The sequence below is a fragment of the Tenacibaculum sp. SM2510 genome (assembly GCF_057002845.1).
On sequence record NZ_CP192703.1, the window covers coordinates 1,604,001 to 1,626,790 of the forward strand.

The window sequence follows — 22,790 nt, forward strand, 5'->3', positions numbered from 1 at the left end:
GCTCATTTTTTAATCAAACTGTATAATAAATCTTCTAATTTTTTTAATTCTTTAGGCGGGTTACCGGCATCAAAACTTGATGATACATATTCCTTACCTTTTAGTACTATAGTAATTTTACCTATTAAAGCCATATCAGTAGCACTGTTATTGGTTGGTGCTTTTAAATCGGCTATTTCAGTTAACTTTATTAAACTTATCAACTCATTTAAACTAATTAATTGTTCCTTAGAAAGCTCATATACACCTTCTTTTTTGGGTAATTTATATGACACCTCTTTAGTATCAACATTAATTAGTGTCATACTTCCTCTGGTTCGAGCTTCATACTTAATACTATCAAAATTCATATCTATATTCTGTGACGCACAACCTATTGTTAATAAGACAAAAACTGGTATTATTATTTTTAAATATTTCATTTAAATAAAATTTAGCTATTTGTAAATATAAAAAAAGACACCTTAATAAGGTGTCTTTTTAAATTCTATGTATAATTTAATTTACTTCAACTTCTTCTTAACTGCTATTTCAGTATAAGCTTCAATTACATCTCCTTCAGCAATATCATTGTATCCTTTTATTTGAACACCACAATCATATCCTTTGGTTACTTCTTTAACATCATCTTTGAAACGTTTTAATGCAGTTAATACACCATCATGAACAACTATTCCGTCTCTAATAATACGTATTTTAGAATCTCTTGTAATTTTACCACTAATTACCATACAACCTGCAATGTTACCAACTTTAGAAATTTTATAAACTTCTCTAATTTCAATATTTCCAAGAATTTCTTCTTTCATATCAGGAGATAACATTCCTTCCATGGCATCTTTAAGATCGTTAATAGCATCATAAATAATAGAATATGTTCTAATATCTACTTCTTCTCTATCTGCTACGACACGTGCATTTCCTTGTGGACGTACATTAAACCCTACAATAATGGCATCAGATGCTGTTGCTAATAATACGTCAGATTCTGTAATTGCTCCAACTCCTTTATGTAAAATATTTACTTGAATTTCTTCAGTAGATAATTTTTGGAATGAATCTGTTAAGGCTTCTACCGAACCATCTACATCTCCTTTTAAGATAATGTTTAATTCTTTGAAATCTCCTAACGCAATACGACGACCAATTTCTGCTAATGTTAATGTTTTTTGAGTTCTTACAGATTGCTCTCTTTGTAATTGAGAACGTTTTGCTGCAATTTGTTTTGCTTCACGCTCATCTTCAAATACATTAAACTTATCACCTGCTTGTGGTGCACCGTCTAATCCTAATATTGATACAGGTGTAGATGGTCCGGCAACTAAAACTTTGTTTCCTTTATCATCAAACATAGCTCTTACTTTACCACTATGCTTACCTGCTAAAATATAATCTCCAATTTTTAATGAACCTGTTTGTACTAAAATTGTAGATACATATCCTCTACCTTTATCTAGTAATGCTTCAACAACTGCTCCTGTTGCAGTTCTATCTGGATTTGCTTTTAATTCTAAAATTTCTGCTTCAAGTAATACTTTTTCTAATAACTCAGGAATTCCTTCCCCAGTTTTAGCTGAAATATCTTGCGACTGAATGCTACCTCCCCATTCTTCAATTAACAAATTCATCTGAGATAATTGTGTCTTAACATTATCTGGGTTAGCGTTCGGCTTATCAATCTTATTAATAGCAAATATAATTGGTACTCCTGCTGCTTGCGCATGTGATATTGCTTCTTTTGTTTGAGGCATTACATCATCATCAGCTGCAACTACAATAATTACTAAATCTGTTACCTGAGCACCACGTGCACGCATTGCTGTAAAGGCCTCGTGACCTGGTGTATCTAAAAAGGCTATTTGTTGATCTCCTACTGGTACAGAGTATGCCCCAATGTGCTGAGTAATACCTCCTGATTCACCTTCAATCACATTCGCCTTACGGATGTAATCTAATAATGATGTTTTACCATGATCTACGTGACCCATTACCGTAATAATTGGTGCACGAGTTATTAAATCTTCAGGCTTGTCTATAACTTCTTCAATAGATTCTTCTACTTCAGCTCCAACAAATTCTACTTTATGATTAAACTCTTCAGCAACAATAACTAATGTTTCAGCATCTAAACGCTGATTCATTGTTACCATCATTCCTAGCATCATACATGAAGAAATAATGTTTGTTACAGGAACGTCCATCATCGTAGCAACTTCACTTACAGTAACAAATTCCGTTACTTTTAAGATCTTGTTGTCTAATGCTTGAGCTTCTAATTCTGCTTCAGTATGCTCTCTGTGTGCATCCCTTTTATTTCTACGGTATTTAGCTCCTTTACCTTTTTTAGATTTACCTTGAAGTCTTTCTAAAGTTTCACGTACTTGTTTTTGTACTTCTGCTTCTGTAGGCTCTTCTTTTTTAACTACTGGCGATCTTTGACCTGGTCTTCCTCTTCCTCCTGGACGACCAACACCACCTCTTCCTGTTGGACGACCAACACCACCTCTTGCGGCAGGTCTTGCTGTAGTTCCTGGTTTTGCAGTTCCCGGCTTACTAATCCTTTTACGCTTCTTTTTATCAGCGTCTGATTTAGCATCTGGTTTTTTCTTTTTAGGTCTTTCAAATTGCTTTAAGTCAATTTTTTGACCTGTAATTCTAGGACCGTCAAGTTTTTTATACTGAGTTTTAAGTTTCTCTGCGTTTTCTGGAGTAACCTCAACAGGTTTCTCTTCTTTCACTTCTTCCACTTTTTTCTCTGCTACTTTTTCAATTGGTTTTTCTTCAACCTTTTTAGGAGCTTCCTTTACTATTTTAAACTTTGCTTTTACTGGCGCTTGTTTTTCAACCTTCGCAGCAGGCACTGTTTTCTTTTCAACCACTTTTTCAGTTGATTTCTCAACCTTTTTAGTTTCTTGAACAGGAGTTTCTTCTTTAGGTGTTTCTACTACCTTTTTAGGAGCTTCTTTTGTAGGTATTGGTTTATCTTCAACTGCTTTACCAGTTTTAACATCTATTTTACCTACAGTTTTAAGCTCTAATTTTTTAGCCTTAGCCTTTAAAACTTCTTGCTTTTTAGCTTCGTCTTCTACCTTCTTCTTCTCTTGCACTTCTTCTACTTGTAGACGAATAGCTTCCTTTTCTTTACGCTTTTCTTCGCTTACTTCTTTAGAGGCTACTTTCTTAGATTTATCTGTTTGAAAACCATCAAATAATATTTGATATTCTTTATCAGAAATTTTAGTAGTAGGACGAGCTTCTATTTCATGACCACTTTTAGCTAAGTGTTCTACAGCTCTATCTAAAGAAATGTTTAATTCTCTTAATACTTTATTGAGTCTTAATTTGTTGCCTTCAGCCATAAATTATTTTATACTTTATATTCAAAAAACACACTTTATACTTTCGTATAGTTACGTTCTTTTTCTTTTAATGCCAGATTTTGTATTGATTATCATCAATTTTGCAGGAGACTGACTTCCTTTGTTTTTTATTCTTCGAATTCTTCTCTTAAAACTCGCTGAACATCTAATATTGTTTCTTCTTCTAAATCGGTTCTTTGCACTAACATTGAAACGTCTTTCTCAAGAACACTCTTTGCGGTGTCTAAACCTATTTTTTTGAATTCTGCAATTACCCAAGCTTCAATTTCATCAGAAAACTCTGTTAACTCAACATCTTCTTCTTCTAAACCTTCACGTTGTACATCTATTTCGTAACCTGTTAACTCACTTGCTAAACGAATATTTACTCCTGATCGCCCAATTGCTTTAGATACTTCTTCTGGCTTTAATAAAACGCTTACACGTCCTTTCTTACCGTTTTTCTCTTCTTCGTAAGGCTTAATATCAACCGATGTTACTTTTGCAGGGCTCAATGCTCTTGCTATAAATAACGCTTCGTTTTTAGTGTAATTGATTACATCGATGTTTTCGTTTCCTAATTCACGAACAATACCATGAATACGAGATCCTTTTACACCAACACAAGCTCCTACAGGATCTATTCTATCATCATAAGAATCTACCGCTACTTTTGCCTTGTCACCAGGTATTCTTGCAACACCTTCAATGGTAATTAATCCGTCAAAAACTTCCGGAATTTCTTGCTCAAATAATTTCACTAAGAAAGCTGGTGAAGTTCTTGATAAAATAATAGCAGGTTTGTTACCTCTTAATTCTACTGTTTTTATAACTCCACGAACAGAATCTCCTTTTCTGAAGAAATCTGAACGAATTTGCTCACTTTTAGGTAAAACGATTTCGTTTCCTTCATCGTCTAACAAAATTACTGCATTATGTCGAATATGGTGCACTTCTGCACTATAAATTTCACCTTCTAACTCTTTAAACTGCTTAAAGATATTTGTACTATCGTGCTCGTGTATTTTAGAAATTAAGTTTTGGCGTAATGCTAAAATAGCACGTCTTCCTAAATCTATTAATTTTACTTCTTCTGATACATCTTCACCGATTTCAAAATCTGGCTCAATTCTTCTTGCTTCTGCAAGCTCTATTTCTTCATTATCATCTTCCGAAAAACCATCTGCAACTACTACACGGTTTCTCCAAATTTCTAAATCCCCTTTATCTGGGTTAATAATTATATCAAAGTTTTCATCAGATCCAAACCTACGCTTTAATGCTGCACGAAATACTTCTTCTAAGATAGACATTAGTGTTACCCTGTCTATACTTTTATTATCTTTAAACTCTGAAAATGATTCAATTAACGCAATATTTTCCATTTCATTCTCTTATTAAAATATGATCTTCACTTTTGCTTCTTTAATCTCGTCATACGATAAAACCATTGTTTTCTCTACCGTATGCTTTCCTTTACCTATTGGCTTAGGCTCTCTCGCTTTCCAAAACAATATAATATTATCATCGGTTGCTTCGGTTAACGTTCCTTCAAACTCTTCAGTTACTGTTTTAACTTTTAGAATTCTATTAATATTCTTTTTATATTGACGCTTCACTGTAAGCGCATGTGCAATATCTGGTGTTGTTACCTCTAAAGAAAAATCTTCTTCTTCTCTATCTAAATTATGCTCTATTTTTCTACTAATACGCATACATTCATTTAAAGGCACTCCTAAATCACCATCAACAATCACTTTTATTTTACTATTCGCCAAAAACTGCAAATCGATTAAATATAACGATTCGTTCTCTTGCAAAGCTTCTTGTAATAATTCTTTTACTTTTTCTTGATTCATCCTGAGGTATAAAAAGAGGGGACTCTCGTCCCCTTCCATCCATCTAATTAATAAATTTGCTGCAAAGATAGTAAGTTATTCATTAACACGCAAATATCTTTCCGCTTCAAAATGTTTTCACTTCTTTAATAACTATCTGCTTCTAAATCTTTTTATTATGAAAAAAAAATGTTTTTTATTTCTAAATTTTCTTGCAATGATTTGGCTTATCAAATAACTTCATCAGATTTTTTTAATAAAAACCTAGCAAAACTAGAGTTTACATTTTCTATAGTACTAGCAACCCGCAACCCTTGTTCTTTTTTATAAAAATGAGTATGTATAACTATTAACTCTGAATTTATTTAAACAAACCTTCTTTCAATAATTTCAAATAAGCGAGCTTCATATTCTTCTTTATTAGACCAGTCATAATCTGGTTTAATCATTTTGCTAATAAACTTCTTAGCTTCTTTCTGTGTTTTAAACGTATTTAACTGAGAGACAACTCTATTAAAATCACTTTGATTTCCGTCAAACAAGTGTTTCACAAAAACAATTCTATCATTTAAATCTATTTGAATAGCACTTTTTAAATGATCATTTAGTGATTTTTTCGAATCAACTTTCTCAAATAAATCAGCCATAACATCAACAGAAATTGTTCCCTCTAACTCATCTTCAAGCGTAATTTTTTTCACCTCTTGAATCTCCTCTATATCATCATCAAGAACCTCCTCTTCCGTAAATAATAAACTTTCAATTTCATCAAAAGGCTGTTCGGAAATAGCTGCTACTTCTTCAAGATTTATTACTTCTTCTTTACCCTCTACAGCAACTTTCGCAATAGTTTCATACTTAATTACTTCACTAATCTCTTTTACCTCTTCTATAATTTCATCTACTACTTTAGCCACAACTTCAGCTTCTTCCTCTAATTGATGTATAACTTTATTTTTCCCCTTTAAAGAATCTTCAGTATTACTTTCTTTGCTTTTCTTTTCTTCTGCCAATAAAACATCCTCTAATAATTCTTCTTTTGTTTTTAAAGGATTATGAGTGTTGTTTATATATTCTTCTACATATGCCAAAACCGAAAGTTTTTCATAAACCTCATGTGCCTTCTGTTTTAACTCAAACACATCATCCTTATTTTTCATTCGTAAAATGCTGTGTGCTAAACTGGTTAAATCTGATGCTAGTTTTTTGTGCATAAGTTGTTCTTTGATTTTAATTTTTGCTGTTTAATTTTAATAAATTTGTTGCTTACTCGAAAGTAACACAAAAATCAATAATAGCGCTTAAAATTACAAAATGTTTCTTGAAAATACAGTAAATCACACAGAACAATTTGGTTGGATTGAGGTAATTTGCGGCTCAATGTTTTCGGGTAAAACCGAAGAATTAATCCGCAGACTTAAACGTGCGCAATTTGCAAAGCAACGCGTAGAAATTTTTAAACCATCAGTAGATACTCGTTACGACGATGAAGAAGTTGTATCTCATAATGCCACCAGAATTAGATCAACACCAGTTCCGTCCTCTTCAAATATTAGAATATTAGCGAATAATGTTGATGTTGTTGGTATTGACGAAGCACAATTTTTTGACGATGAAATCGTTGCTGTTTGTAACGATTTAGCCAACAGAGGTGTTCGTGTTATTGTTGCTGGTTTAGATATGGATTTTAAAGGAAATCCTTTCGGACCAATGCCTGCACTAATGGCAACTGCCGAATATGTAACAAAAGTACATGCTGTTTGTACTCACACTGGTAACTTAGCACATTATAGTTATAGAAAAGCTTTAAGTGATGATTTGGTTTTACTTGGTGAAACCCAAGAATATGAACCATTAAGTAGAGCTGCTTATTACAAAGCAATGCAAGCGCAAAACAAAAAGAAAGAAAACCTATCGGATGAATAATCATGTTACTGTTTTAGAAATTGATGTAGAGGCGGTACATCATAATCTTGCTTATTTTAAGCAAAAATTAAATCCTAAAACTAAGGTTTTAGCGGTCGTAAAAGCTTTTGGTTATGGCAGTGAGGCTACAGAAATAGCAAAAACGCTTCAAGATAAAGTAGATTATTTTGCGGTTGCTTATTCAAACGAAGGAATTATTTTACGCGATGCTGGCATTAAAACACCTATTTTAGTTTTACATCCGCAAATTCAGAATTTAGAGGATATTGTAAAATATCGACTAGAACCAAACTTGTATAACTTTAAAATACTGGAGGCTTTTTTACAATTGGCGGATAAAAAGCCACTAATGAATTATCCTATTCACATTAAATTCAACACAGGTTTAAATAGGTTAGGATTCTGGCACACCGATACTCCGGTGCTTATTTCTCAATTAAAAAATTCTAACAACATAAAAGTTGAATCTATTTTTTCTCATTTAGCGGCAAGTGAAGATGCTAATGAACAAGATTTTACAGTTGGACAAATAAACAACTTTGCTTATATCGTAAAAGAAATTTATCAGCATTTAGGCTACAAGCCTATGATTCATATTTTAAATACTTCTGGCGTTGTTAATTACCCACAAGCTCAGTTTGATATGGTGCGTTTAGGTATTGGTTTGTATGGTTTTGGAAACAACGAACATGAAACTTCTCAATTAAAAAACACACACTCCTTAAAGTCGATTATATCACAAATACATATAGTTCAGCCTGGCGAAACTGTAGGTTACAGCAGGGCTTTTGTTGCTAGCAAACTAACTCGTAGCGCAACTATTCCTATCGGACATGCAGATGGTATTTCGCGAAAACTAGGAAATAAAGAAGGTTTTGTATTTATCAACAACCAACCAGCTCCTATTATTGGGAATGTTTGCATGGATATGATTATGGTTGATGTTACAAAGATTGAATGTAAAGAAGGTGACGAAGTTATTATTTTTAATCACCAAAAACACATTCAATATATTGCTCATAAATGCGAAACCATTACATATGAAATACTTACAGCAATATCTCAACGTGTAAAAAGATTGGTTAAAAGCTAATTTTTATTTATTTTTCAACTCAATTAACTATTAAAACTTAAAAATATGGGAATGATTAAAGAATTTAAAGAGTTTGCAATGAAAGGTAACTTAATCGACATTGCTGTTGGTTTTGTTATGGGTGCTGCCTTTAAACAAGTAGTAACTTCTTTTACTGGCGGTATTGTATCTCCTCTAATTGGCTTACTATTTAAAGCAGATTTTAAAGAATTAAAATATATAGCAAAAGAAGGAATTGCTGACCAAGCCGGAAAAATAACTGGTGAAGTAGCTATTTTATATGGTGAGTTTCTAACCAACGTTATTGATTTTATTATTGTTGCTTTTGTAATGTTTATGGTTGTAAAAGCTATAAACGCTATGAAGAAAAAAGAAACACCAGCTCCTGAAGCTCCAAAAGGACCAAGCCAAGAGGATCTTTTAGGTGAAATTAGAGATTTATTAAAAAATAAATAACAAGTAATCACAAATAAAAGAGCCGGTGAAATTAAATTTCACCGGCTCTTTATTGTTTTACATTTTAAACATGCTTTCCTTTTTCCCAACCATGTTTTCCTAAATATTGATCTCCGCTTTCTACCGCACCCTCTTCAATTGAAGTTCCCATAGAGTCATTCCATCTATTTAAATATCCAAAGAGAGAAATAACACCTAACATTTCTACAATCTCACCTTCATCCCAATATTTATACAATTCGGTTTTTAACTTTTCATCTACCATATTTGGTACCATTGAAGCTGCTAAAGAAAAATCTAACGCAGCACGTTCTGCTTCAGAAAAAGCAGCGTGTGTTTTATATTCCCAAATATTATCTAACTGCTCTTGTTCTGCTCCATAACGTTCCGCTGCTCTAATAGCATGCGCTTGGCAATACCTACAACCTGTAGCGTTACTAGAAACCCAAGCAATCATCCTTTTTAAAGCTGATGTTACCTTGCCTTCATTTGCCATAACTGCTTTATTTAAGTTGATAAAAGCTTTTGAAATAGCAGGACGTCTTTGCATTGTTAAAACCGAATTCGGACAAAACCCAAGTGTTTCGTTAAAAAATTCGGCTAATTCTTTTGTTTCTTTATCATGATCGGCAGATAATGGTGTTACTAATGGCATATGTTTTATTTTTTGATGATTTTTTACTGTAGTTTTGTAAAAGAGCGCAACATCTCGTTGCTTCTTTTTTAAATTTGCTTACGCAATAAACAAAAAAATAATCAAATTATGGCATCACATACAGTTACAACAGTTTGGAAAGAAAACATGCAATTCGAAACTGATAATCCAAGCGGACATAAAGTTTTAATTGATACTTCTGAAGAAAACGGAGGAAACAATTCTGGTTTAGGACCAAAGGCAATGATGTTATCGTCTTTAGCAGGTTGCTCTGGTTTAGATGTGATTTCTTTATTAAATAAAATGAGAACTTCTGTGGCCGATTTTAAAATGGAAGTTACTGGCGAATTAACAGAAGAACATCCTAAATATTATAATAAAGTTTCGGTTGATTATCATTTTTACGGAACAGGTTTAGATGAAGAAAAAATTAATAAAGCAGTAAAATTATCAGTAGATAAATATTGTGGAGTTATGGAAATGTTTAGAAAATTTGCAGCAATAAAAACTACTAATCATTTTCATAAGCAATAAACATTCGTATTAATTTATAATCAAATACTTACAATAAACACTTGAGGATTAATTCACGTAATCTTTTCGTTTTAAATTAAAAATATGCGTTGGACTTTAAAACAAGAACCCGATTCTAAAAGAGTAAATCAATTAGCTAAAGAATTATCTGTCGATAAAACTTTGGCTAAAATTCTTGTGCAACGTAATATTGATACTTTCGAAAAAGCAAAACAGTTTTTCCGTCCTTCTTTAAACGATTTACACGATCCGTTTTTAATGAAGGATATGCATATTGCTGTAAAACGTATTGAAACAGCAATTGCCAATAACGAGAATATTTTAGTTTTTGGCGATTATGATGTTGACGGAACCACTGCCGTTTCTTTAATGTCGTCTTACTTAAAAACAATTCACCCAAATATTGCCACTTATATTCCCGATAGATATGCCGAAGGTTATGGTGTTTCTTATATGGGAATTGACTTTGCAGAAGACAATGGTTTTTCTTTAATTATTGCTTTAGATTGCGGTATAAAAGCCATCGATAAGGTTGCGTACGCATCTCAAAAAAACATCGATTTTATTATTTGTGATCACCATAAACCAGGAGCAGAAGTACCGAAAGCTATTGCTATTTTAAATCCGAAGCAAATAGATTGTTCGTACCCATATGATGAATTATGTGGTTGCGGAGTTGGTTTTAAATTGATTCAAGCATTGGCTTCAAAAAGAAATCAAACTATTGATGATTTAGTGGGTTATTTAGATTTGGTAGCCACCGCAATTGCCGCAGATATTGTTCCGATGACTGGCGAAAACAGAACGCTAGCTTATTGGGGTTTACAGGTAATTAATTCGCAGCCAAGAAACGGAATTAAAGCAATTATTCATCAATTAGACAAAAAGGTATTAACTATTACCGATGTTGTTTTTGTTATCGCTCCACGGATAAATGCTGCGGGTAGAATGAAACACGGTAATCATGCTGTTGAATTGTTAACTGAAATGGATTTTGAGGCTGCTGTTGATTTTGCTGCATCCATAGAAAAATACAATTCAGACAGAAAAGAACTCGATAAAAAAATTACGCAAGAAGCCTTACTTCAAATTGAAGAAAACGAAGAAACTGAAAAATTTACTTCTGTTGTTTTTGATGAAAGTTGGCATAAAGGTGTTATCGGAATTGTAGCTTCTCGTTTAATAGAGACCTATTACAGACCAACCTTAGTTTTTACTAAAAGTGGCGATAAATTAGCTGCTTCTGCACGCTCGGTAAAAGGGTTTGATGTGTATAATGCGCTAGAACAATGTGCTGAATTTATTGAACAATTTGGTGGCCATAAATATGCTGCGGGCTTAACTTTACTGCCTGAACAATATGAAGGTTTTAAAAATAAATTTGAAGAAGTAGTTGCAGCAACTATCGATAAAGATTTATTGATTCCTGAAATTAGTATCGATGCTGAATTAGATTTATCTGAAATTTCTCCAAAATTTTATAGAATATTACAGCAAATGGCACCTTTTGGTCCGTTAAATATGAAACCTACTTTTTCAACCTCATCCGTAAGAGATAATGGTTACGGAAAACAAGTTGGCATAGATAAAACGCACTTAAAACTAAATATTATTTACGGTTCAGATAAAAGAACATACAATGCTATTGGTTTTAATTTAGGTAAAAAATTATCTTCTGTTCAAAATGAATTCGATATTGTGTATGCGCTAGATGAGAATACTTGGAATGGTAATACTTCGATTCAATTATTATTAAAAGATTTAAAATAATTTATTTAGAATTATTCTAAATAAATTATATATTTGTTTCCATAATACGATTGAATATGGAAAATATCATTAAAATATACGATAATAAAATTGGTGTTTCTTTTTGCTGGAAAGACACAAGTACTAGTTTAATTCAAATAATATTTAGTGATACTGGTTTTCATTTAACGGAAAATGAAATTGAAAATTTTTTAGAAAAAATAATTGATTCAAAAAGTCAAAAAAATTGTCCTACCTGTACCGAAGGAGAAAATTGTAAATCTATTTTATTACAAACCCCATCAGACAAAGTAAGTATGGCTGTTTCTATGGTAGAATTAGCTCAAATAGATGACTTACTTAAAGGAACACTGTTTCAAATGCGCATGAACAACTATTTAGATGATTTATCTAAAAATTAATATTATTTTTTAATTTAATTTTTCTTTTATCAAATACATATAAACAGGGTAATGATCGCTGTAACCACCAGTATATTTTCCGTAAGAAAAACTACGAAAAGGGTATCCTTTATAGCGTCCTTTTTTTTCGGTTAAAAACTGTTTATTAAAAATTGCTGCTTTAAACATTTTAAAAGAAGAATACTCTTTTTTTCCTTTATCTAATAACGATGAAGTTATTACGATTTGGTCAAATAAATTAATATTATCTCGATACATTAAAGTATTAAATCCGCGACGAAACATGTTTTCATACGGGTTGTAAAGATCATCTTTTGTAACATTACTCTTTTTCGCCTTTGTTTTTAAAACTGTTTTAAAGCTCGAATTTATAGGGTCATCATTAAAATCGCCAAGAATTAATATCTTCGGATTCGGATCATTTTCTTTAATGCTTTTAATAATCTGAGTTACTTTATAAGCTGCTTTTTCTCGTAATGGTCTACTTTTTTTCTCACCGCCTCTTCGCGATGGCCAATGATTTACGATTACATGAATTAATTCATCATCTAAATAACCAGAAACCCATAATATATCGCGCGTATACACCTTTTTATTTTCCTTATAAATATTCGGATTAAAGACTTCGAAGTGAATTGGTTTAAAATATTTTTTTTGATACAATAAAGCAACATCAATACCTCTTTTATCAGGAGAATCGAAATGGATAATCCCGTAATCTTTGTTTTTTAATTTATCCGTATGAATTAAATCTTCTAATACTTTTTTATTCTCAACTTCAGCAACACCTATAATAGCTGGACTCGTTTTTGTTTTTTCTGAACCAAGTTGCGAAATAACATCTGATAATTTTTCTAATTTATCTTTATATACTTCTTCCCTATTTTCTTTAATTTCCATCATAGGGCTGGCCTCATCATTCTTCTCAATATCATCAACCGTATCAAAAAGATTCTCTAGATTATAAAAACCAATCGTTCTTATTTTATATGTTTTTTGTGCATAAGAAGATGCTGTAATGAGTACAATAAATATAAGAACTGCTACTTTTTTCATTTTACAATATTTGTCTGTAAAAGTAAAACAAATTCTATACCTAAAAATGTTATCCGTAGAAAAAAAACCAAAGTATTCATTTAAAATAAAAACACTAACTTTATATAAAAAGCTAACATAAAGATAGTTAACACATCTTTAAATTAAAAATCTATGAAAAATTTCACAATAACGATGTTGTTGTTGCTTTCTAATGCACTTGCCATAAATGCTCAAAACACTGTAAAAGGAACCGTAATTAATAGTAACTCAGAAGAACCACTAAAAAACGTTTTAGTGAGGGTAAAAGGAATTAATCCTTATAGTTCAACCAATGCTACTGGTACTTTTTTACTAAATAACCTAACCAAAGGAAAACAAATTATAACAATCTCTTTAAAAGGATTTGAAACTCAAAATTTTCCTATTACACTATCTGGAACCGATTTAGATTTAGGCACTATATTAATGTATGAAGCTATTTCTGAATATCAAGATTTAAGTATTATAACACTTACTGATGATGAGTTAAATGATGAATCTAACAGCGCTGATAATATTTCTGGATTACTACAATCATCGAAAGATACCTATTTACGCGCTGCTGCTTTTGAGTGGAGTTCCTCCTTTTATCGAATTAAAGGACTAGATTCTGATAACGGAAAAATACTAATTAACGGAATTGAAATGAACAAGCTCTACAACGGTCGTCCACAATGGAGTAATTGGGGTGGCTTAAATGATGCTTTAAGAAATCAGGAGTTTAGTAATGGCTTAGCTCCCTCTAATTTTACTTTCGGAGGCGTTTTAGGGTCTACAAACATGAATACGCGTGCTTCAGAATATAGAAAAGGGGCAAGAGTTTCATATGCTTCATCTAACAGAAGTTACTCTCACCGTTTAATGGCGATGTATGCGACTGGACTCATAAAAAACGGATGGTCGTTCACAGGTTCTGTAAGTAAAAGATATGCCGATGAAGGTTTTACAGAAGGGTCTTCTTATAATGCATTCTCGATATTTCTCTCTATAGAAAAACAACTTAACGAAAAACATAGCTTAAATATTACGGCTATTAAAGCCGAAAACAACAGAGGGAAATCTGCCGCTAATACGCAAGAGGTTTATGATATTAAAGGGATTAAATACAATCCTTATTGGGGATATCAAAATAGAAAAATCAGAAATTCTCGTATAAAAAGAGTTGACGAACCCATAATTATGTTAAATCATTATTGGAATTTAAGTGATAAAATCACATTAAACACAGGTATTGCTTATCAGTTTGGTGAAATAGGTAATAGTAGAATTGATTTTAATGGTGGTAGTGATCCTAGCCCTACTTATTATAGAAAATTGCCTAATTTTTTTCTAAACGACTCCTATGGTCCAGATTATGGAAATGCGTATAAAGCCTTAACCAATTTTCAAAACGACGGACAATTAAATTGGCTTGATTTATATATAGCCAATGAAAATAGGGATGACAATGGTTTGTTCGTTTTATATGAAGATCGCAATGATGATAAACAAATAAGTATGAACACTATTTTAAATTCTCAGTTAACCGAAAACATTACTTTAAGTGGTAATTTAGAATATAAAACATTGGCTTCAGAAAATTTTGCTAGTGTAATAGATTTATTAGGCGCTACTGGTTATTTAGATATTAATAAGTTTGGTAATCCGCTTGAAGATGATTTTCAAAACGATTTATTAAATCCTAATAGCATCGCAAAAAAAGGAGATCGATTTAAATATAATTACAAGCTAACATCGAGTGTTTACAGTGGCTTTGCACAATTATTATTTAAGTACAATAAAATAGATTACCATATTAGTGCTTCTGTAAATAACACCACACACCAAAGAGAAGGTTTCTATAAAAACGGAATTTTCCCTGGTGATGATTCTAATTCTGAAATACCTAATTCTTTTGGGAAATCTAAAAAATTATCCTTTTTTGGTTATGGTATTAAAGGAGGACTTACCTATAAAGTTACCGGTCGGCATTTAATCGATTTTAATGCAGGCTACATTAACAAAGCGCCTTTTATTCGTAATTCTTTTGCCAACTCAAGGTCTAATAACTTAACAGTTGCTGATGTAAGTACATTATTGAATGAAAAAATGATGTCTTTTGATGCTAGCTATATTTTAAGAACACCTTTTGTAATGGCGAAATTATCAGGGTATTTCACAAAAATAAAAGACGCTACAGATATTGCATTTTATTTTACTGGTGCAGACAATCTTTTTATCCAAGAAATTGTAACAGGAATCGCTAAAAAGCACTTTGGTGCAGAATTAGGTATCGAAGCACAAGTATTATCAACCTTTAAATTAAAAGCTGCGGCTAACATCGGACAATATACTTATGATAATAATCCGAATATATCCTTGGCTTCAGAAATTAGTACCGAATCTAAAAATGCTGGTTTTGATGAAAGAGGAATAAAAAATTACGGCACAGCAAATCTTAAAAGTTATAAAATAGCTTCAGGACCACAAACAGCCTATTCTTTTGGTTTTGAATATCGAGATCCTGATTATTGGTTTGTAAGTGTAACTGGTAATTATTTAGACAATGCTTATGTTGATCCTTCTCCTATAAAAAGAACAACTTCTTTTATTTCTGATGATGGCCAGCTTTTCCCAAATTTCGATCCCGATGTAGCAAGACAATTATTAACACAAGAAAAATTTGATGGTTATTTTACCTTAAATGCTATTGGCGGTAAAACCTGGCGGATTGGTAAAAATAAATACATAGGCTTCTTTGCAAGTGCTAGTAATTTACTTAATAAAGAATATAAAACAGGAGGCTACGAACAAGGAAGAACTGCTAATTACGCATTAGAAAGTGAAGATAAAGCAAACGGAACTCCAAATTTTGGCAGTAAATATTGGTACGGTAGAGGCGCTACCTATTTCTTAAATGTGAATTATAGATTCTAAAAAAATATTGAAAATGAAAATGAAAAATAAATTTAAAATCGGAGCAATACTTTTTATCCTCTTGTCTTTTTCTGCTTGTGTAGAGGATGGTGATTTTACAATTCCTACTTTAGGAGACGATAAAGAATATGCAACTATAAAACCGTTAACAGAAATTGCTGATTTATACCAAGGCAGCTTAGTTGATTTTGAAGAAGATATTACAACCTTCGGATATGTGGTTTCTAATGACAAAGAAGGTAACTTTTATAAAAGTATTATTATTCAGGACTCGCCAGAAAATCCATCTATAGGATTTGAGGTTTTAATAGATGATTTTAACTTAAATGCAAGATATACTGTAGGTCGAAAAATTTTCATCAAATTAAAAGGCTTGTTTTTAAACAGAAAGAACGGAGCTTATCAAATCGGCGCTGAAAACACTTTTCGAAATGGCGTTACGCAAATCGGGCCAAACGATTATGTTTATTTTATTGATAGGTCTTCTGAAATTGCAGCTATAACTCCAACCGAATTAAAAACAACTGAATTAACAGACGCACATATTAATACCTTAATAAAAATTAATAAGCTACAATCAGAAACGCAAGGATTAACCTATGCAAATTCTTCTAATACCGATCCTGTAGATAGAATTTTTACTAGCTGTGACTCTTTCGAAACAATAACATTAACAACAAGTGGTTTTGTTGATTTTAAAGCGTTACCTATTCCTGATAAAAAAGGAAGTATTACTGCTATTTTAAATAAATTCGAAAATGATTATCAACTATTTATTAGAGGTCCAAATGATATTGATTTAACAGAAGAATATGGCTGTTATCAAAATCCAACAGAAACATCTTTAGCTGATATTAAAGCGTTGTTTACTGGAAGTGAAACTACGATTACTCAAAATTCAAAAATAAAAGTAATTGTTACTTCCGATCTATCTAAAGGAAACATTTCTAATCAAAATGCTTTTGTTCAGGACAATTCGGCCGGCATATCGTTAAACTTTAGCAATGTACATAATTTAAACTTAGGGGATGAAATAGAAATTGCTATAGGCGGATTAAAGCTAAATGAAAACAACGGATTACTACAATTAAACTTAGCTGCTTCAAATATAGTAAGCACAACAACTGGCACATTACCTACGCCTGAAATAATTAGTTTTTCTGAAGCATTGTCTGGAGATTACGAAAGTAAATTAGTACAAATTGAAGATGTTCAATTTAAAGATATTACAAAAGTATATGTTGGTACAAATACATTAACTTCTGATTGCCTTGATGAACTAAAAATGCTTTCCGTTATAACAGAAGCTACATTTGCTAATAATCAAGTAAGTGATAAAAAAGGAACAATTACAGGTATTATGACTCAGGCAAACGGAGTTTATATATACATTAGAGATGAAACCGATGTAAACTTTACTGAAACCTATGCTTGTACTCCTACTAGTGGCGGTGGTAACGATTTATTTTTCTCTGAATATGCAGAAGGTTCTAGCAATAATAAATATATAGAAATATACAACGGCACTGGTGTATCGGTAGATTTATCAACTTATAAAATAGAATTGTATGGTAACGGTTCTGTTACAGCTACTAGAAATTTAGATTTAAGTACACTAACAAATACAACTTTAGCTAACAACGAGGTGTTGCTTATATATAATGCTAGCGCAAATGATGTTATTAAAAATGAAGGCGATTTTGCATCGGGTGTTATTTTTTTTAATGGCGATGATGCTATTGCGCTATTAAAAAATGATGTGGTAATAGATGTTATTGGTAAAATAGGTGAGGATCCTGGAACTGGCTGGGAAGTTGCAGGTACTACAGAAGCAACTAAAGATCATACCTTAATTAGAAAATCAGCCATTATAAAAGGAAATACTGATTGGGCAGTGAGCGCAGGAACAAACATCTCTAATTCTGAATGGGAAGTAAAAGACAAAGATGATTTTTCATCCGTAGGAAATCGATAAATTATTTCTTTATGAAGAGCCGAGTTTTATAAGCTCAGTTTTTTTACGCATATTTATCATATAAACAGCATATATGTCGTCAAACAGCAGAATTACTAGAGCTTTTAATCAAGCTAAAAAACTACCTTTAAATCAGGATTCTAAATATATCTTATTTTCCGATTGCCATAGAGGAGACAATAGTTTTGCTGATGATTTTTCTCACAACCGTAAGGTGTTTCATTATGCTTTGTCGCAGTATTTACAAAAAGACTTTACTTATATCGAATTAGGTGATGGAGATGAATTATGGGAAAACAAATTTGTAAATATTTTTAATGCAAATAAAGATATATACTTACTTTTAAAACAATTTCACGATAAAAACAGGTTGCATTTAATATGGGGAAATCACGATATGGATTATCGAAACCCAAAAAAAGCAAACAAAAACTTAAACTACTATTATGATGTTACCGACGGTAAAGAAAAAGAATTGATGATAAATATTTCTTTGTCTGAAGCAATTAAATTAGAACAAGAAAATGGGAAATCGATTTTTCTTCTACACGGTCATCAAGCAGATTGGTTTAATTATACTTTTTGGAAATTAAGCAGGTTCCTAGTAAGAATATTATGGCGACCATTACAACTAATCGGTATTAACGATCCAACAAGTCCTGCTAAGAATTTCAAAGAACTTATAAAAGTTGAAAGTCGTCTCGAAAAATGGATAAAGGAAAATAATAATCAAATGATGGTTACAGGCCACACACATCGCCCAAGGTTTCCTTCTGAAAACGAATTACCACATTTTAACGATGGTAGCTGTGTGCATCCTCGCTGTATTACAGGTCTTGAAATACAAAATAATAAAATTACTCTTATTAAGTGGCATGTTGTTACAAACGAAAACGGCACCATGCAAATTACAAGAACTTTATTAGAAGGACCAAAGCCAATCCATTTATATATTTAAGTTTAAATAACAGTTTATTAAAATGCCCTTAATATTAAAATAAACCTCAATGAATACATTTGGTATATCTTATTATAAGAAATAAAGCCATTAGATAAATATTAGTTTTTGTCAACTATTTTATTAGGCAAACTGCCTTTGGCCAAGGCAGTTTTTTTATTTAATATCCCATTAACAATAAATTAACATTAGTGTTAGTTATTTGCACCGACAAAAACTAATAAACAACAACTAATGAATCTTAAAACAGCACTTACAATTGTAAGTATGTCTGTGTTATCGTACACGTATGCACAACAAACCAATGCTCCGAAATTCGGAAAAGGATTATTTAATCTAATAGGTCAAGATAGTACTTGGGCAATGAATATTAGTGCAAGAATGCAATTTTTAGGAACTCATCAATGGGATTCTAATAGTGAAGGACTTTCTAACCCTGCAACTTCATTCTTAGTAAGAAGAGCACGTTTAAAATTTAACGGATTTGCATACTCTCCGAAATTAAAATATAAATTAGAGCTCGGTTTAACAAATAGAGATATTGGTGGTGCTTCAGAGTTTACAAATAACGCTCCTAGATATATTTTAGATGCCGTTATAAAATGGAATTTTCACGAAAACTTTGAGTTATGGGTTGGACAAACTAAGCTACCTGGAAACAGAGAGCGAGTAATTTCTTCAGGTAACCTTCAAATGGTAGATAGATCTTTATTAAATAGTAGATTTAATATTGATAGAGATATGGGGTTACAATTAAGACACCATTTTAATATATCTGATAAGTTTGTAATTAAAGAAGCTTTATCAATTGCTCAAGGTGAAGGAAGAAATGTAACTACAGGTAATCTTGGTGGACACGAATATACAGCACGCATAGAATTTTTACCTTTTGGTAACTTTACAAGTAAAGGTGATTATAAAGGAAGTGACTTAAAAAAGGAGCAAATGCCTAAATTAGCAATTGGTACTAGTTACGATTTTAACAACAATGCTGTTAAAAATAGAAGTAATCAAGGTTCTTACATGAGAAACGATGACGGGGCTGGGTTTTATCAAACAAATATTACAACTCTTTTTATTGATGCAATGTTTAAGTATAAAGGATTCTCTTTTATGGGAGAATACGCATACAGAAATGCTAAAGACCCTATTGCAAAAAATTCTGATGGTACTTTAACAGGAGATGTTGTACAAGTTGGTAGTGGATTAAACTTACAAACTGGTTATTTATTAGGAAAAAACTGGGAACTATCTGGGCGTTACACTAACATTAAATTAAATGAAAACATTACAGGTAAGGGACTCGAGAATCAATACACTTTAGGTTTATCAAAATATATTGTAGGTCATAAACTAAAAGTACAAACCGATGTAAGTTACTTAGACTTAGATGGTGGCACCAATGAATTAATGTATCGCTTACAAGTTGATATTCACTTTTAAAAAAAATAACGTAAACCTAACATGAACACTAAAATAGTGTTTGTAGATTTGCAAAAAATTAAAAAACAAAAAAATGGGAGATCCATATATTTTAATGCTTGTTGCTTTAGCTATTTTAGCTGTTGTAGATTTAGTTGTAGGAGTTAGTAATGATGCTGTAAATTTCTTAAATTCAGCTATTGGTTCTAAAGCAATTAAGGTTAGAAACATTATGATTATTGCGAGTGTAGGTGTGTTCTTTGGAGCCATTACCTCAAGTGGAATGATGGAGGTAGCACGTAAGGGTATTTTTAACCCAAATATGTTTATGTTTCAAGACATAATGTTCATATTTATGGCGGTGATGATTACTGATATTTTATTACTAGATATCTTTAATTCATTAGGTATGCCTACCTCAACAACAGTATCAATTGTATTTGAACTATTAGGAGCTGCTGTTTGTATTTCTTTAATTAAAATTTCTTCAAGTGATACGCAATCAATTTCAGATATTTGGAATTATATAAATCATAAAAAAGCAATTCAAATTATAAACGGAATACTACTCTCTGTATTAGTTGCGTTCTCTGTTGGAGCACTTGTTCAATTTGTTTCTAGATTAATATATTCTTTCAATTTTGAAAAAAGAGCAAGTTATATAAATGCTTTATTTGGTGGTTTTGCAATTACAGCAATTACTTATTTCATTATTATAAAAGGAATGAAGGGAACTCCTTTTTATAAAGATATTAAGCACTTAATTGAAGGAAATACCTTATTAATTATTGCAGGTAGTTTTGTTGCTTGGAGTTTAATTTCTCAAGCATTGATTAGTGTATTTAAGATAAATATTTTAAAATTAATTATTGGTGTAGGTACATTCTCTTTAGCAATGGCCTTTTCTGGTAACGATTTAGTAAACTTTGTTGGAGTGCCAATTGCTGCATGGAATTCTTACCAGGCATGGGAAGTCTCTGGAGTTTCTGCTGATGCCTTTTCTATGGGTATCTTAGCTAAAAAAGTACCTTCAAATGTTTATTTACTATTATTAGCGGGTGCTATTATGGTAGTTACATTATGGACTTCTAGTAAAGCACAAAACGTAATTAAAACAGGTATTGATTTATCTCGTCAAGGAGAAGGACATGAGAAATTTCAACCAAACCCATTATCTAGAGTTGCTGTAAGAGCTGCAATGGGAATTAATATTGGTGTCAGAAAAATTTTCCCGGCAAAAACATTAGCTTTTGTTGATGCTAAATTTCAAAAACCAGTAATTGAATTACCAAAGGATAAAACCTATGAAATGCCTGCTTTCGACTTAGTAAGGGCAGCTGTTAACTTAATTGTTGCTGGTATCTTAATATCAATCGCAACGTCTATGAAATTACCTTTATCTACAACGTATGTAACATTTATGGTTGCTATGGGTACTTCTTTAGCCGACAGAGCTTGGGGACGTGAAAGTGCTGTTTACAGAGTTGCCGGAGTAATTAATGTGATTGGTGGATGGTTCTTAACTGCCTTAACTGCATTTTTAGCCGCGGCAATAGTTGCTTACTTAATTAGCTTTAATATGGTTATGATTCCTATTTTATTATTAGTAGTAGCACTTTTAATAGGTAGAAACACATTAATACATAGAAAAAAATCTAAGGAAGTAAAAAAACAAATGCATTTTGAAAGAGCTGAATTAATTACGATTAATGGAGTAATTGAAGAAAGTGCTGACCATATTGCTGAAGTTGCTACACGCGTAAACAAATTATATACAAGTGTTGTAAATGATTTAGCAAACCACGATTTAAATAAACTACGTAAAACTGATAAACACGTAGGTAAATTAAACGATGAGATTGACGGATTAAAAGATGGAGTATTCTACTTCATTAAATCTTTAGACGATACATCTGTACAAGCAAGTAGATTCTATATTTTAGTTTTAGGTTATTTACAAGATGTAGCACAATCTATTAGTTATATTTCAAGAGCAAGTTTTAAACATGTAAACAATAATCATAAAGCTCTTAAAAAAGGACAATTAAAAGATTTAAAACATATTGATAATACTTTATCTAAATTATTAGAAGATATTAGTAAATCTTTTGAAAACAGAAATTTTGATAATTTAGAAGAGATTATTAGTGAGAAAAAAGAATTATTAAAAGATGTTTCTGCTTCTATTGAAAAACAAGTTGCACGTATTAGAACAGATGAAACAAGTCCTAAAAACACTACGTTATACTTTAGTATTTTAATTGAAACACAAGATTTAGTTGCTGCTCTTATGAGCTTATTAGAAACTTATGAAGAGTTTCATATAAGTAGTAAAAACGCATAAGCATACTTTATAAAAACAAAAAGACCGAGTGAATTTCACTCGGTCTTTTTGTTTTTATAAAATATC

The 22,790-nt window shown here is 31.6% G+C and carries 18 protein-coding genes; 11 read left to right on the forward strand and 7 right to left on the reverse strand.

Features of this window, described 5'->3' with window-relative positions; translation table 11 throughout:
- Nucleotides 1-2: 2 nt before the first annotated feature.
- The 5 genes from ACQ629_RS07270 to ACQ629_RS07290 form a co-directional block, all read right to left on the reverse strand.
- On the reverse strand, nt 3-350 hold the full coding sequence (locus ACQ629_RS07270) for a hypothetical protein (protein ID WP_483703608.1): 348 nt from the start codon (nt 348-350) through the stop codon (nt 3-5).
- Nucleotides 351-503: 153 nt separating this feature from the next.
- On the reverse strand, nt 504-3,359 hold the full coding sequence (infB, locus tag ACQ629_RS07275; protein WP_483703610.1) for a translation initiation factor IF-2: 2,856 nt from the start codon (nt 3,357-3,359) through the stop codon (nt 504-506).
- 128 nt (nt 3,360-3,487) lie between these two features.
- Complete coding sequence (gene nusA / locus ACQ629_RS07280; RefSeq protein ID WP_483703612.1) at nt 3,488-4,744, reverse strand: transcription termination factor NusA; 1,257 nt, start codon at nt 4,742-4,744, stop codon at nt 3,488-3,490.
- Between the two features lie 12 nt (nt 4,745-4,756).
- Nucleotides 4,757-5,218: a ribosome assembly cofactor RimP gene (rimP, locus tag ACQ629_RS07285; RefSeq protein WP_483703614.1), complete on the reverse strand. Its 462-nt coding sequence runs from the start codon at nt 5,216-5,218 to the stop codon at nt 4,757-4,759.
- A gap of 344 nt (nt 5,219-5,562) precedes the next feature.
- The gene (locus ACQ629_RS07290) at nt 5,563-6,411 is read right to left on the reverse strand and encodes a hypothetical protein (RefSeq protein ID WP_483703616.1); all 849 of its coding nucleotides are present in this window, start codon (nt 6,409-6,411) and stop codon (nt 5,563-5,565) included.
- A gap of 100 nt (nt 6,412-6,511) precedes the next feature.
- On the opposite strand from ACQ629_RS07290, the gene ACQ629_RS07295 reads away from it, so the two are divergent.
- The 3 genes from ACQ629_RS07295 to mscL are packed head-to-tail and all read left to right on the forward strand — an operon-like array spanning nt 6,512 to nt 8,672.
- Nucleotides 6,512-7,123 carry a thymidine kinase gene (locus ACQ629_RS07295; protein WP_483703618.1) on the forward strand — a complete coding sequence of 204 codons (612 nt, stop codon included), beginning with the start codon at nt 6,512-6,514 and terminating at the stop codon, nt 7,121-7,123.
- Nucleotides 7,116-8,216: an alanine racemase gene (alr, locus tag ACQ629_RS07300; RefSeq protein WP_483703620.1), complete on the forward strand. Its 1,101-nt coding sequence runs from the start codon at nt 7,116-7,118 to the stop codon at nt 8,214-8,216. The genes ACQ629_RS07295 and alr overlap by 8 nt, the downstream gene beginning before the upstream one ends.
- A gap of 51 nt (nt 8,217-8,267) precedes the next feature.
- Nucleotides 8,268-8,672, forward strand: coding sequence for a large-conductance mechanosensitive channel protein MscL (mscL, locus tag ACQ629_RS07305; protein ID WP_483703622.1), 405 nt, complete (start codon nt 8,268-8,270; stop codon nt 8,670-8,672).
- Nucleotides 8,673-8,736: 64 nt separating this feature from the next.
- Here the strand turns inward: mscL and ACQ629_RS07310 are convergent, their stop codons facing one another.
- On the reverse strand, nt 8,737-9,327 hold the full coding sequence (locus ACQ629_RS07310) for a carboxymuconolactone decarboxylase family protein (RefSeq protein ID WP_483703624.1): 591 nt from the start codon (nt 9,325-9,327) through the stop codon (nt 8,737-8,739).
- A 108-nt stretch (nt 9,328-9,435) separates the two neighbouring features.
- On the opposite strand from ACQ629_RS07310, the gene ACQ629_RS07315 reads away from it, so the two are divergent.
- From ACQ629_RS07315 to ACQ629_RS07325, 3 genes are all read left to right on the forward strand, one after another.
- A complete protein-coding gene (locus ACQ629_RS07315; RefSeq protein ID WP_483703626.1) occupies nt 9,436-9,861 on the forward strand; it encodes an OsmC family protein in 426 nt (141 codons plus the stop codon).
- 84 nt (nt 9,862-9,945) lie between these two features.
- Entirely contained in the window at nt 9,946-11,631 is a 1,686-nt protein-coding gene (gene recJ / locus ACQ629_RS07320; protein ID WP_483703628.1) for a single-stranded-DNA-specific exonuclease RecJ, read from the forward strand.
- Between the two features lie 56 nt (nt 11,632-11,687).
- Complete coding sequence (locus ACQ629_RS07325) at nt 11,688-12,032, forward strand: hypothetical protein (protein ID WP_483703630.1); 345 nt, start codon at nt 11,688-11,690, stop codon at nt 12,030-12,032.
- Nucleotides 12,033-12,041: 9 nt separating this feature from the next.
- On the opposite strand, the gene ACQ629_RS07330 is transcribed toward ACQ629_RS07325, so the two are convergent.
- Nucleotides 12,042-13,088: an endonuclease/exonuclease/phosphatase family protein gene (locus ACQ629_RS07330; protein WP_483703632.1), complete on the reverse strand. Its 1,047-nt coding sequence runs from the start codon at nt 13,086-13,088 to the stop codon at nt 12,042-12,044.
- A gap of 153 nt (nt 13,089-13,241) precedes the next feature.
- On the opposite strand from ACQ629_RS07330, the gene ACQ629_RS07335 reads away from it, so the two are divergent.
- The 5 genes from ACQ629_RS07335 (at nt 13,242) to ACQ629_RS07355 (ending at nt 22,724) form a co-directional block, all read left to right on the forward strand.
- Nucleotides 13,242-16,025, forward strand: a complete 2,784-nt coding sequence (locus ACQ629_RS07335; RefSeq protein ID WP_483703634.1) for a carboxypeptidase-like regulatory domain-containing protein — start codon at nt 13,242-13,244, stop codon at nt 16,023-16,025.
- A gap of 19 nt (nt 16,026-16,044) precedes the next feature.
- Entirely contained in the window at nt 16,045-18,000 is a 1,956-nt protein-coding gene (locus ACQ629_RS07340) for a DUF5689 domain-containing protein (protein ID WP_483703636.1), read from the forward strand.
- Between the two features lie 73 nt (nt 18,001-18,073).
- Complete coding sequence (locus ACQ629_RS07345; RefSeq protein ID WP_483703638.1) at nt 18,074-18,958, forward strand: metallophosphoesterase; 885 nt, start codon at nt 18,074-18,076, stop codon at nt 18,956-18,958.
- A 234-nt stretch (nt 18,959-19,192) separates the two neighbouring features.
- A complete protein-coding gene (locus tag ACQ629_RS07350) occupies nt 19,193-20,401 on the forward strand; it encodes a porin (protein ID WP_483703640.1) in 1,209 nt (402 codons plus the stop codon).
- Nucleotides 20,402-20,474: 73 nt separating this feature from the next.
- A complete protein-coding gene (locus ACQ629_RS07355; protein WP_483703642.1) occupies nt 20,475-22,724 on the forward strand; it encodes an anion permease in 2,250 nt (749 codons plus the stop codon).
- Nucleotides 22,725-22,790: the final 66 nt, after the last annotated feature.